The 13,294-nt window shown below is 36.1% G+C and carries 11 protein-coding genes; all 11 read left to right on the plus strand.

Features of this window, described 5'->3' with window-relative positions; all coding sequences use genetic code 11:
• Positions 1-4 precede the first annotated feature (4 nt).
• Positions 5-1,360 (plus strand): amidase, encoded by a 1,356-nt coding sequence (locus J4G36_RS01340; RefSeq protein ID WP_210468028.1) that lies wholly within the window; start codon positions 5-7, stop codon positions 1,358-1,360.
• A gap of 120 nt (positions 1,361-1,480) precedes the next feature.
• Positions 1,481-2,824, plus strand: a complete 1,344-nt coding sequence (locus J4G36_RS01345; RefSeq protein WP_246880362.1) for an ABC transporter substrate-binding protein — start codon at positions 1,481-1,483, stop codon at positions 2,822-2,824.
• 125 nt (positions 2,825-2,949) lie between these two features.
• Positions 2,950-3,828, plus strand: coding sequence for a carbohydrate ABC transporter permease (locus J4G36_RS01350; protein ID WP_210468029.1), 879 nt, complete (start codon positions 2,950-2,952; stop codon positions 3,826-3,828).
• 74 nt (positions 3,829-3,902) lie between these two features.
• Entirely contained in the window at positions 3,903-4,694 is a 792-nt protein-coding gene (locus J4G36_RS01355; protein WP_246880363.1) for a carbohydrate ABC transporter permease, read from the plus strand.
• Positions 4,695-4,800: 106 nt separating this feature from the next.
• Complete coding sequence (locus J4G36_RS01360; protein ID WP_210468031.1) at positions 4,801-6,054, plus strand: ester cyclase; 1,254 nt, start codon at positions 4,801-4,803, stop codon at positions 6,052-6,054.
• Between the two features lie 93 nt (positions 6,055-6,147).
• Positions 6,148-7,401, plus strand: a complete 1,254-nt coding sequence (gene hisD / locus J4G36_RS01365; RefSeq protein ID WP_210468032.1) for a histidinol dehydrogenase — start codon at positions 6,148-6,150, stop codon at positions 7,399-7,401.
• Between the two features lie 96 nt (positions 7,402-7,497).
• Entirely contained in the window at positions 7,498-8,799 is a 1,302-nt protein-coding gene (locus tag J4G36_RS01370; RefSeq protein ID WP_210468033.1) for an ABC transporter substrate-binding protein, read from the plus strand.
• 92 nt (positions 8,800-8,891) lie between these two features.
• Positions 8,892-9,752 carry a carbohydrate ABC transporter permease gene (locus J4G36_RS01375; RefSeq protein WP_210468034.1) on the plus strand — a complete coding sequence of 287 codons (861 nt, stop codon included), beginning with the start codon at positions 8,892-8,894 and terminating at the stop codon, positions 9,750-9,752.
• Entirely contained in the window at positions 9,752-10,570 is an 819-nt protein-coding gene (locus J4G36_RS01380) for a carbohydrate ABC transporter permease (protein ID WP_210468035.1), read from the plus strand. Before J4G36_RS01375 ends, J4G36_RS01380 begins: the two co-directional genes overlap by 1 nt.
• 433 nt (positions 10,571-11,003) lie before the next feature.
• Complete coding sequence (locus tag J4G36_RS01385) at positions 11,004-11,828, plus strand: DUF2726 domain-containing protein (RefSeq protein ID WP_246880364.1); 825 nt, start codon at positions 11,004-11,006, stop codon at positions 11,826-11,828.
• A 340-nt stretch (positions 11,829-12,168) separates the two neighbouring features.
• Positions 12,169-13,065: an exonuclease domain-containing protein gene (locus J4G36_RS01390; protein WP_210468036.1), complete on the plus strand. Its 897-nt coding sequence runs from the start codon at positions 12,169-12,171 to the stop codon at positions 13,063-13,065.
• Positions 13,066-13,294: the final 229 nt, after the last annotated feature.

Below are 13,294 nucleotides of genomic sequence, written 5' to 3' on the forward strand. Positions count from 1 at the left end.
GCAAATGATCACTTCGATCAAGAATTTGGTGCTTGGGTATGAAAAAAAACTGTTTTCTCCAACTGAAATCACAGAATGGTATCTAAAGAGAATTAGAAATTTGGATTCGGAGATTCACTCATACATCACAATAACGGAAGAAACAGCTCTTCAACAGGCAAAAAAAGCAGAAGCTAAAATGAATGCCGGGATTGTCGGAAGGTTGTTAGGGGTTCCAATTTCATATAAAGATTCAATCGATACAAAAGGTATATTAACTACAAACGGATCAAGAGTTGATGCAAAACGAGTCCCAAATAAAAATGCTGATATTGTTTCAGTGCTAGAACAAGAAGGTACCATTTTACTAGGGAAAAATAATATGTATGAGTATGGAGCAGGAATTGATTCTAAAAATCCGTACTTTGGTGACATAGTCAACCCATGGAATCCCAAAAAGACAGCCGGTGGCTCAAGTAGTGGTTCAGCGGTGGCAATAGCTACGAATTTAAGTTTAGCATCTATCGGGACTGATACATCTGGATCAATTCGAGTACCAGCATCTTGTTGTGGTGTAATAGGAATAAAACCAACAAAAAAGCTCATGAGTATGAAGGGGATGATGCCCTTGTCGTGGACGCTGGATCATGCTGGAATAATCACAAGTAATATTGAAGACACAGCGATTATTCTTCAAACGCTTTATGGAATACATTACTCTAAAGATTTTTCACCTGAATTAGTAGGTGTTCGAATAGGTATACCGTCAGATTATTTTAATGAAAATATCGATAATAAAGTAAAAACAATGTATGAAAAAGCAATCCAGCAAATGGTTGAACTAGGAGCTACATTGGTAGAAGTTAACACTTCTTTTTTAGAGGATGTAGTTAGCGTCTCTAGGACAATTGGAACTTCTGAAATGGGGATTGTTCATCAAGAAAGTTATTCTACTAATAGTCATCTATATAGTGAGGAAATGATAAAGACTTTCAAGAAGGGGCACGCTATTTCGTCATTTGATTATTTAAATGCTTTGCAGAGAAAATCTGAATGGTCGTATAAAGTATCTGAATTATTTTCGCTAGTAGATGTAATAGTTACACCGACAATGCCTATTGTCACACCAGATTCTGATGCAAAAGAAGAGGTATTTGAAAACGAATCAATAGGGGATTGTATGGTCCGTTTTACAAATATTTTTAATATTACAGGACATCCCGCATTATCATTACCAACTTCCGACAAAATTGAGGGAACACCGTTTGGTTTACAGATTATCGCAGATTATCATCGAGAAGATCAATTACTTAATGTTGGATATGCTTATGAACAGTATGCTTTAAATTCTTTGTATGCTGATAGACAATTTTTGTTTTGAGTATAAAGGAAGAAGCGTAAATAATTTCTCCCTTCTATCTATATAAGGAAATATATTCTCACAAAAATATTCAATCTCAATCATGTAATGGCTATCCAAAAATTGAAAAGGGGTTGTTGAATGATGAAATACAACAAAATTTTTCGTCTATTCACAGTAATGGTCTTGAGTTTATCTCTGATAATCGCTGGATGTAGCAATGTAGGAAAAGAAGAAGCGGATGTAAAAGGAAAAACAGTTAAAGTACTGTTATCTGCAGGTGATGTAGGTCAGTTTAATTCTTGGAAAGCCAGAAGTAGCGTTTTTTCAGAGGAAACAGGAATTAAAGTTGAGTTTATTGAGACGCCATATGAAAATTTACTTGAAAATATTACTTCTGATGGAATTGCGAATGGCGGAGCCTATGATTTAGTAGTCTTTCTAGATTCAATGGGTTCATCTGTAACACAATTTCTAGAGCCTCTTGACGATTATGCAGCTAAGGATGAATTCAATATAGACCGATGGCCATCATCTATACTGGAACTTTCAACGTTCGATGATAAATTATATAGTCTTCCAGTTCGAGCGCATGTTCAAATGCTATTTTACCGACAGGACATATTTGACAAGCTTAACTTAACTGCGCCAACGACTTGGAAAGAATTTGAAAATGCCAGCAAGATAATTACTGAACAAACAGATATGGCGGGAGTTGTCCCTTATTACGGTGCTGGAAATAACGGACAGAACTTATTTATGTGGACATCATATCTTTGGAGCAACGGCGGTGAAATTTTTAATGAGGACATGAAACCAATATTTAATAGTGTGGAAGGATTAGAGGCTACCCAGCGTTATTTAGATCTTCTTATAAAGGACAAAGTTGCGCCTGGTGGATCCGTCACATTTGGAGAACAAGACTCAAGAACCTATTTCAAACAAGGTAAGGCCGCAATGTGGCTTGGTTGGTGGTGGGTATATTCTGAGTTTAATAATCAAGAGTCGGCCGCACCTGAAGTTGCAGGAAATGTTAATTATGCCCCAGTTCCCGGTTGGGAAGGAAAAGAAGCTTCGTCTAATGTTAGTACATTCCCAATTGCAATGATGAAAGGTTCTAAAAACAAAGACGCTGCATGGGAAGTATTAAAATGGATTTCAGAACCAGAAGAAGAACTTGATATTGTAACAAAAACATGGAAAGACGAAATTCCTTCCAAAGAAGCATCTACTGTAATTACACAAATAGACAACCTACAAAATGAAGAACTGAATAATTTATCAAATAATTTTTATTCTGTTGGTGCAGAAGGTTTTGAGAGTGCAAAAACGCTACCAAAAATAAAGGAATGGCCTCAAGTAGCAGATATTTTAAGTTCAGCTATCTCAAAAATGGCAACAGGAAAACCGGTGGAGGAAACATTAAACGACGCTGCGGATCAAGTTGAAAAGTTGCTTGATAACGCTGGATATTATGAAAAATAACATTTAATAGATTGGTTGCCTTGTCCATTTATAAATGGCTAGGCAACCAATAAATAATGAATAAACCAGCTTATCGGAGTTTAGAAGCGAAATGCATTTTTAACTTTATGAAAGGGCGACTGAAAATGAAAAATAGACTTTTCAAATATAGTTTGTTAGCCCCGGCATTAATCCTTATTGCTGCAACAACGTTTTATCCATTAATGCGCTCTTTTTGGATAAGTCTTCATGAGTGGGATTTAAAAGAATCCACGGAAATAGGTAGCTTTGTCGGGGTGAACAATTACCTTCGTGCATTTTCAGATATACAATTTTGGCATAGTGTGGGAGTAACATTTATTTTTGCAACAAGTACAGTCCTTTTAACGTTAACACTAAGTATCATCGTGGCCCTTTTACTGAGTAAAGATAAAAAATATCTATCATATATAAGAGCCGTGTTAATCATTCCATTCGCTATGAGTCCCGCATTAATTGGTTATTCATGGAGATTTATGCTTAATTCCGATTATGGGTTGTTTGATAAGATTATTGGTATTCTTATCCCCCCTCTGTCGGACATTGTTTGGCTAGGGACAAGTACGACGGCAATGCTTGCACTCATATCAGTTGTCGTTTGGATTTGGCTCCCTTTTATGAGTCTTATGTTTATTAGTGGGTTGATTGGTATGCCTGAAGAAGTCTTCGAAGCCGCAAAAGTGGATGGAGCAAATACTTTACATATCATTTTTAAAATCACATTACCAATGCTAAGACCAATTATTCTAATTGCATCTATTTTAATGGTCATGTTTACATTAAAAGCTTTTGATCCGGTAGTCACGCTAACTCATGGAGGGCCTGGTAATTCAACGGAAGTGCTAAATTACTTCATTTACAAAACTGGTTTTCGTTATTTTGATATGGGTTATTCAGCTGCCCTTGGTTACATTCTGGCGTTTATCACAATCATATTTGTTTTTGTGTACATGAGGAAATTGGCAAAAGGAGATGATTGGAATTGATAAATAATGTAATGACATATTTTAAATCTACTTCACCCAGGAACAAAAAAAGTTTACCAAGACTCCTTACTGTATTGGAATTATTATGTGTCATTCTCGTAATCATCTTCCTGTTTTTACCTATTGTTTGGATTTTTATCACTGCCTTTAAACCAGATGCTGCCACCTATACGACAAGCGTTATTTTTAAAGCGACATTGGATAACTTTAAGACAGTTTTTGGATCAAGTTTTAATCTTGGAAAATATTATTCAAATAGCCTGATTGTTGTACTTGTAACATTGCTAATTACAATACCGATAAGTATTCTTGCGTCTTATAGTTTATCGCGGTTCAAAATGAAAGGGAAACAATTCTTTATGTTTGCAATCCTGGCGACACAGTTTATTCCGCTAATTGTTAACGTAATTCCCTTTTTTATTATGTTTAGAGAATGGGGACTACTTGACACAACGCTTGCCCTAATTATTGTAAATCTTGGTCATACAATACCCTATGCGATTTGGCTAACAAAGGGGTTTATTGACCGAATACCAGTCGATATTGAAGAAGCGGCATCAATTGACGGGGCTAATCGGCTTCAAGTTTTATGGCGAATTCTTTTACCACTTGCAATGCCAGGTATTATTACCGCGACTGTTTTTTGTTTCGTGATAACTTGGAATGAATTCATGTTTGCACTAGTTTTGACTCAGCAAGAAGCTGTCACTTTACCAGTTGCCTTATCCTTTTTTACAGGTGAAAAAGGTGTAATGTGGAATCAAATGGCAGCGGCAGGAATTATCTTTGTGTTACCTACAATCATTTTTATGCTGCTTGTTAGAAAACAATTTGTTTTAGGTATGACATCAGGTGGTGTCAAATAACGTTAAGACATTATAACTTGCTATTCACTTTCTCCCGAATTTAAAGAACTACCAGTGTTGAATAAAGAATTATAACATTAAATTATATTATAAAAGGATGGTTATCATGACTGAAGAAAAAAATGTAGCTACAAAAGAAATGCCTAAAGAAAAAAACACAAATTTACCTCAGAGGACCGTATCACGACCTAAGCAATCAAATTTTATTTTTTATGCAGATGCTGATGACGTAAATATGATTGATTCAAAAGATGATTACGATTATATCAATATTAAAAAAGATGAACAACGGAAACAAAGTATGAAAGGTTTTAATCCGGAGTATAACAACATCGTAGATTACATCGTAAAGATTACACGACAAATTTGGAAAGAAAAAGATATTGGCTTGATCTATGATACGTATAGTACAGGTGTCACCGTTCATAAAGGCTTAGTGAATACGCATGGAGTAAATGAAGTTATTTCAGGAACATTACAAACTTTGCATGCTTTCCCGGATAGAAAAGGCTTGGGATGGAGTGTAATCTGGTCTGGCGATGACAAAAATGGATTTTTCACTTCCCATAGAGGCCGTTCGGTTGCTACAAATACAGGCGACAGTTTATATGGACCGGCGACCGGAAAAAAGGTGATTTTTAGAACAAGCGCAGACTGTTTAATTTTGAATAATAAAATTTATGAAGAATGGCTCGTGATGGATACGTATCATCTTATTCAGCAATTGGGTTTAGATCCGGTTGAATTTGCTAAAAAAGTAGCTAAAAGCACATTGAAACTTGCACCGTCAATTCAATTTGGATTTTCAGAAACTGCTGAAACTGGACTACCTCCAGAGATTTTTATTCCGTCTTCTGATGACTTTGAAATCGGAGAGTTTATGCAACTAGTATTTAATCGTATATGGGCACGTCGTTCCTTTAATTTTGTGAAAGAATATTATGAAGAGAACGCAGTCGTACATTATGTCTGTAATAAAGATGTCATTGGAATAAGAGAGATTCAAGGTATGTTTACTAGTTTATTCGCTTCCGTTCCAAATGGGAAAGTGATTCTTGAACGTGTCACTTGTAACAAACGTGGTTCCGAAAGAGATTGGGACGTTGCGGTTCGCTGGAGAATTCAAGGTATGCATGAGGGAACAGGATACTTTGGAGCAGCTAGCGGAAAGCCTATAGATATCGCTGGTATTAGTCACTATAAAATTCGAAATGAAAAAATATTAGAAGAATGGTTATTATTTGATGGAATCGAGGTTTTACGCCAAATTCATTTGCCGAATGAAGAAGAATTAAACTCAACAGAGGATAATTATTTAAGAGATATGATTGACGATGCAAACTTTACTGGTATTTCCTAATAACTAGTTTATTAATTATTATGATTACTTTGTATTATAAATGAGATTTAGATTTAGTTAGTATTAAACAGCCTAATCTAAGGGGGAATTTGAATGGATTATGTGAAGAGAGCAGAAACAATTGAAATGGCGTTTTCAAATGATGTGGAACAGACAGTAAAAACTATTATCGATAACGTTAAAGAAAATGGGGACCAAGCTGTAAAAGAATATGAAAAATCATTCGGAAATTCAGATCGTCCAGTACGTGTAAGTGCAGAGGAAATAGAGAATTGTTTGCAGACCCTCCCTGAAGATGTGAAAGTTTTAATCGATCGTGTTGTAGATAGGGTATCCGAGTTTGCAAAAGCTCAATTGGATTGTTTATCACCGTTTGAAAAAGACTTTGGAGAAGGGATTAGAATGGGGCATAGAATAATTCCAATTGAAAAAGTCGGGGCTTATATCCCGGGAGGAAGATTTCCCTTGCTTTCATCCGGTCCGATGGTTGTGGCACCGGCAAGGGTTGCGGGTGCAAAACAAATTGTTGCCTGTAGCCCGGCTAATTATAAAGGTGGTATTCATCCAGCCGTATTATATGGATTAGTACGTTCGGGGGCTACGGATATCTTTGCAATTGGAGGTGCTCAGGCAATTGCAGGTATGGCATATGGGACTGAATCCATTCCGGAAGTTGATATTATTGCGGGGCCGGGAAACATGTATGTTGCAGAAGCAAAACGCCAAGTATTTGGTAAGGTGGGGATAGACCTCATTGCTGGACCAAGTGAGGTAATGGTCTTTGCAGATGAAACGGCCACACCAAGAAAAATTGCTGCTGATTTACTTGCGCAGGCAGAGCATGATCCATTTGCACGTGCAATCCTTATAACAACTTCGCGATTAGTTGCAGAGTCTACGCTTCAAGAAGTAACAAGTATTTTACAAACCTTTTCAACTTCATCCCCTGCTCACGAATCATGGAAATCAAGGGGAGAGATAATTTGCGTAGAATCATTGCAAGAAGGAATGGACATTTGCAACGAATATGCTATTGAACATTTGCACTTACATGCAAAAAATAGTAGTGAGTTGGTTAAGGAATTATATAATTATGGCTCATTGTTTATTGGTGAAGATAGCTCTGTTGTATTTTCAGATAAAGTTTCTGGGACAAACCATACACTCCCAACTCAAAGAGCCGCAAGGTATACAGGAGGGTTGTGGGTAGGTAGTTACGTGAAAATATTAACTCATCAAGAGATTAAAGGCCAAGGCGTTCAATTTTTAGGTGCGCATACAGAGGCACAATCTGAAATTGAAGGATTAGAAGGCCATAAACTATCTGCAACAATCAGAATAAACTAATAAACTAGCATGTCTTTCTTAATTAAAATTAAAATTCCAATCAACTATTTATGGGATGAAGAATCATGCAACTTAGTTCAGAAAAGGGGAGATTCCATGAGAAGCAAGAAGAATTTTTTTAGATTCGTTTCAGTATTGTTAGTTTCGGTTGTTGCGTTGATGGGGTGTTCCTCATCAGATGGTGAAGGGAAAAGTAATGCTTCCAAGGATCAAGTAGTAGTCGATATCTTCCAGTTTAAAGTAGAAATTAAAAATCAACTTGAAGACTTGGCTAAAGTATATGAAAAAGAAAATCCTGATGTAAAGATTAATGTTAAAACTGTCGGTGGCGGACATGATTATGGTTCCTCATTAAAAACAACATTCTCCTCAGGTGAAGCACCTGCAATCTTTAACATTGGCGGACCTTCCGCTGTGGAAGAATATCAAGATTATTTAGCTGATGTATCTGATACGGAAGCAGCTAAAGTTGCCCTAGAGGGAACTTTAAATACTGTTCAAGATGGTGATGAAGTATTGGGATTACCCATCAACCAAGAAGGTTATGGTTTGATATACAATAAGCGAATTTTTGAAGAAGCAGGTATTAATCCAGACGAAATTGTAACTTATGCAGATTTGGAAAGTGCAGTTGAATCGTTGGACAAGCAAAAAGAAAAACTAGGTATTGACGCTGTATTTGCGCTTGCAGCTACAGAAAAGTGGGTTATTGGTAACCATTTGGCAAACGTTTTCTTTGCACCAGAATTTAATAATGACGCTTTAGAAGCTTATAATGCGAAGACAATCGCTTTTGACAAAAGCGACGAATTGAAGAGGCATCTTGACTTGGAAAACAAATACTCCGTTCAACCAGTGTTAAGCCTAGATTATTCTCAGCAAGTTGAACAATTATTTTCTTTGGAAAAAGTTGCGCTTATTCAGCAGGGGAACTGGATATATAACTCTGTTTATGATATGGATCCAAAGTTAGCTGAAGAGGGCATTGGTATCATACCAATTCCAGTAGAAGGTTTTGAAGGAAAAATTCCAGCTGGTGTACCATCGTATTGGGCTGTAAATAGTCAAAATGATGAAAAGGTCATTCAAGCGAGTAAAGATTTTCTAGATTGGATGTATACATCCGAGATTGGTAAAACAGCGGTGCTAGAGGATTTAAAGTTTGTCCCAGCATATGAGGGGTATGACAATTCCAAAATAGCCGATCCGCTATCGCAAACCATTTATGAATATGCTTCTGAGGGGAATACAATAGCTGGATGGGTATTTCTAGGTTCGCCTACTGGCTGGAGTGCTGAAGTACTTGGAACAAATATGCAAAAGTATTTAAGTGGCGATGTCACTTGGGAAAAAATGATTACTGAAGTACGAGAAAAATGGGAAGTGGAGAGAAAGTAATTTAATAGATCCAAAATTACAGCTAACAAAAAACTATTACTAAAGCTTTTTGTTAGCTGTAATACTATATAGACATTATAGGGGATGTTTTAATGCGGAATCGTGATTTGTCATATTGGTTGTTTTTAGCACCAGTCATTCTAAGTTTAGGGATTGTTGTAATTGTTCCGTTCTTTTATGGTTTTATTTATTCATTTACGAATTGGAATGGCTTGGTGGCAACTGAGTACCTTGGTTTTAAGAACTATATCACATTATTTAAAGATGCCGAGTTCAGAGCATCCATCTGGTTTACGACTAAATTTGCGGTTGCTTCAGTTATCCTTTTAAACTTTTTGGGCCTAGGTCTCGCTTTGCTTGTAACTCGAAATATTAAAACGAACAACTTTTTACGAACGGTTTTCTTCATGCCAAACTTAATCGGTGGACTTATTTTAGGATTCATTTGGCAGTTTATTTTTATTAGTGTCTTTGGAAATCTAAGTGAATTACTTGGAATTGAAGCATTATCTGGATGGCTTTCTACTACAGAAACTGGTTTTTGGGGACTCGTCATATTAACATCTTGGCAAATGGCTGGATACATAATGATTATCTATATTGCATACTTGGAGAACATACCTAAAGATTTACTTGAAGCAGCAGAAATCGATGGTGCATCTGGCTTTCAACGCTTTCGTAACATCACCTTTCCGCTAGTGGCGCCTGCATTTACAATTAGTATGTTCTTAACATTATCCAACTCATTCCAAATTTATGATCAAAACTTATCCTTAACTAATGGTGGACCATATAATTCGACGCAGATGGTCGCAATGAGCATTGTTAAAACAGCATTTATTGAGAATAAAATGGCTCTTGCTCAATCGCAAGCAGTAATTTTCTTCATAATCGTTGGTGCAGTAGCGATATCACAAGTCTATTATAATAAAAAACGGGAGGTTGACATGTAATGAAGTATAGTAAACGAAATCTTATGATTATAGAATTGTTTGGACTCCTACTTGCTTTATTATGGCTATCTCCCTTCTACTTAATGATTGTTAACGCATTTAAAACAAAAAAAGAAATTTTTTCGGGGGTACTTGGTCTTCCAAAGGAATTAACATTCGACAACTTTATTCAGGCATTTATTGATTTAGACTTTTTTAGATCTCTCTTTAATTCCTTATTGATAACAGTTTTGGCTGTCGCAATTATAATTCTATTTTCATCTATGGCTGGCTATGCACTTGCGCGAAATCGAGGTAAGCTAAGTGGCATTATCTTAATGATTTTCGTTGCGGCAATGCTAATCCCATTCCAGTCGGTTATGATTCCACTCGTTTCGTTATTTGGAAAAGCGGAAATGCTGAATAAAGCAGGTCTAATCTTTATGTATTTAGGATTTGGTTCTAGTTTATCGATATTTTTATATCATGGTGCAATGACAGGCATATCAAATTCAATGGATGAGGCTGCAATTATCGATGGTGCTAATAAGTTTCAAGTATTTTGGTACATTATTCTTCCATTGTTAAAGCCTATTTCGGTTACAGTTGGAATATTAAATGTGATTTGGATTTGGAATGACTACTTACTTCCATCACTAATATTGTCAGATTCCAGTGCAACAATTCCATTAAAAATGTTTCTCTTCTTTGGTCAATATACAAAACAATGGCATTTGGCGTTAGCTGGATTAACAATTGCCGTTCTCCCAGTGATTATCGGTTACTTCTTTGCACAAAAGCAAATTATTGAAGGTGTTTCTGAAGGGGCGGTCAAATGATTAAGTAATGTCAATTAACATTTCAAAATCAGTTAGAAAATCTAACATGCATTTACAATAATGTTGTTGGCTAACTTTTTTCATTTATGGAAGATCTGGCCAATATGCGGTTAATTTCCTATCGTTTTTCTTAGCCAATTTTGAATTGTCACTGTAACTGATTTCCGAGCAGAGACGCCCTGATGAAATCAGAATCGATGAACTTTTGAGTATATATAAACATATGTTAGCTTGTACTGAAACTCTACTAGTTACGAATAACGATGTATAATTGTACAATATTATAAGTGGAAAAAATTGAATCAGCTACGTTTGGAACGATATAATCGATTTTTGTATGGGATGAAGTTTATCGCAAATTATTGCGGATGTTTCTAAATATGGATTTCATGTACCTTTCACACAGGGACATGCTAAAGTGCCAGTTACTAGTATGGGTGATTGGCTGATACTTTTAATGAGAGGAGTGTCTAAAGTCCAATTTCAGGGGAATGTTATTTTTATTGTAAAAGATCAATTTGGTTGCATTCACTTCAATAAAAAGAAATCTCAAGCGCCAGCAAATCTAGAGCAATTCAAAGCCTATATCGAGTCTCTTGAGCAGGAGTTAGGTGAAAGGTTAATAAAATCGTATATTATTGATACTGAAAATGACCAAGGAAAATACATTTGGGGATCCAATGTTTGGAGAACGGATTTAAATGACAAAGTTTCTCCAAATCATCAAAAATACATCACATACTTAGAAGAATATCGAAAAGAGATTACATTTATTGGACCATATAAATCGATGCGAAGAAATGGTTTGCACTTATGCTGTTATGGTCATGAATGGCGTACTCAGCCTATTAAGGTGAAAAGAGGTGAAACATGCCCAAAGTGTGAACATAAAATTAAAGAATCTAACGGAGTAAAACAAATTACAAAGTTACTGGTGAAACATAAAATTGAGTTCATTAAAGAAGTAAATTTAACAACTTTTGGTCATGATCAGGACCTACGTTTAGATTTTCTAATTTGTCAAAATAACCACCCCTTATTTGCAATAGAATATAATGGCATCCAACACTATAAGCCGATTAGGAATGCTTATTTTGGTGGCTATAAGGGACACCGAAAGCGTATACAACGAGATAGAATTAAACGTAATTATTGTTGGAATATAGGTTTACCTATAATAGATATACCTTACACAGAAACAGAAGAGCAAATTGAAGAAACGATTTTCCACTTTTTGAATTTGTTTGAACTGGCCTAACCTGCGAGTTCAAGTTAGTAAAGAGGAAGGTATCCGTTATCCCTAAATAATTACTTTTGGCTACCATTAATATTGTATTATTCCGATACCTGTTTTAGGTACCGGTACGAGATTTTATTTAGTATTCTTACAACAATTTTATGATATGTGAGAAGGGATATCGACTAGCTAACACTTAGTCGATATCTCTTTGTTTTTTATCCAAAGTCATAAATGCACGCGCTTTAATTCTAAGTAAAATCACTTCAAGATTTTTCAAGATGAAATATGTAGTATAATGAGTGGCATTCCAACTGCAAAAATGTCTATCAAGGAAGCAATGAATAAAGGAGTAGTTTTCATGAACTTTCTAGCAATTGATTTTGAAACAGCAAATAGTTCAAGGGCAAGTATTTGTTCAATCGGTATTGTGATTGTAGAGGATGGTTTGATTAAAGAAGAGATTCATACCTATATAGATCCGGAAGATGAGTTTACCTATTTCAACACTGTCATTCACGGAATTACTGAAGATATGGTTCAAGGTGCGCCGACCTTTCAAGAGTATTGGCCGGAGTTTAAGAGGATGATTAAGAATAAGGTGTTGATAGCACATAATGCTAGTTTTGATATGAGTGCGATGCGTTATGCATTGGATTTACTTAATGAACCGTACGCAGAGTTTACTTATGGTTGTTCCTATGTGTTTTCTAAAAAGGTTTGGCCAACACTTTTCAATCATAAACTGTCTACGGTGGCAGATCATTTAGGCATCAGTTTTAAGCATCACGATGCGCTAGAAGATGCCAGGGCCGCTGCGTTGGTGACTTTAGCAGCATTGGAGAATTGTAGAACTGATTCGCTCGATGAATTATCGGATATGCATAATTTACAATTGGGTCTCCATCAGGCGGACAAGTATACGCCCGCCGGAGCCAGAAAAAGAAAAAAGTCTATGAAAGTTCCGACGCGAAAAGTAGATAAAGCACATCCATTGTTTAATGCTTCTGTCGTATTTACGGGGAAGTTACAGTCGATGACAAGAGGGGAAGCCGCACAACTTGTTTTGAATTGTGGTGGGGTTTGCAAAAATAATGTGACTCGGAATACAGGCTATTTGGTGATTGGCGATTATGATTTAACAAGCTTCACAGAAGTGTTTGCAAGTGTGAAAATGCAAAAAGTTGAAGAACTGATTAACAAAGGCCATCCGATTAAAGTTTTAGGGGAACATGACTTTTTGAGAATGGTGACTTGAAAGGTACCTGTGCAAGACAGTATTCTGTCTATTCACTACAATTGCATAAACTGAAAAAGGGATACCGACTAAATAACACTTAGTCGGTATCTTTTTGGGTTTTTACCCATCTTGCTGAATTATCATAATTGTGCCTTGCACAGGTACCTCTACTATGAGTTTGTACTTATTTTCTGTAAGTTTCCTATGACAATTATCCTGTTGTGGCTTCAGTTGGTTTGAGGACTAT

Source organism: Sporosarcina sp. 6E9, assembly GCF_017921835.1.
GTDB lineage: Bacteria > Bacillota > Bacilli > Bacillales_A > Planococcaceae > Sporosarcina.

Excerpts from the sequence above, each read along its gene's own strand:
- J4G36_RS01340 (WP_210468028.1), top strand. The coding sequence starts at position 5 with ATGATCACTTCGATCAAGAATTTGGTGCTTGGGTATGAAAAAAAACTG.
- J4G36_RS01345 (WP_246880362.1), top strand. The coding sequence starts at position 1,481 with ATGATGAAATACAACAAAATTTTTCGTCTATTCACAGTAATGGTCTTG.
- J4G36_RS01350 (WP_210468029.1), top strand. The coding sequence starts at position 2,950 with ATGAAAAATAGACTTTTCAAATATAGTTTGTTAGCCCCGGCATTAATC.
- J4G36_RS01360 (WP_210468031.1), top strand. The coding sequence starts at position 4,801 with ATGACTGAAGAAAAAAATGTAGCTACAAAAGAAATGCCTAAAGAAAAA.
- hisD (WP_210468032.1), top strand. The coding sequence starts at position 6,148 with ATGGATTATGTGAAGAGAGCAGAAACAATTGAAATGGCGTTTTCAAAT.
- J4G36_RS01370 (WP_210468033.1), top strand. The coding sequence starts at position 7,498 with ATGAGAAGCAAGAAGAATTTTTTTAGATTCGTTTCAGTATTGTTAGTT.
- J4G36_RS01375 (WP_210468034.1), top strand. The coding sequence starts at position 8,892 with ATGCGGAATCGTGATTTGTCATATTGGTTGTTTTTAGCACCAGTCATT.
- J4G36_RS01380 (WP_210468035.1), top strand. The coding sequence starts at position 9,752 with ATGAAGTATAGTAAACGAAATCTTATGATTATAGAATTGTTTGGACTC.
- J4G36_RS01385 (WP_246880364.1), top strand. The coding sequence starts at position 11,004 with ATGGGTGATTGGCTGATACTTTTAATGAGAGGAGTGTCTAAAGTCCAA.
- J4G36_RS01390 (WP_210468036.1), top strand. The coding sequence starts at position 12,169 with ATGAACTTTCTAGCAATTGATTTTGAAACAGCAAATAGTTCAAGGGCA.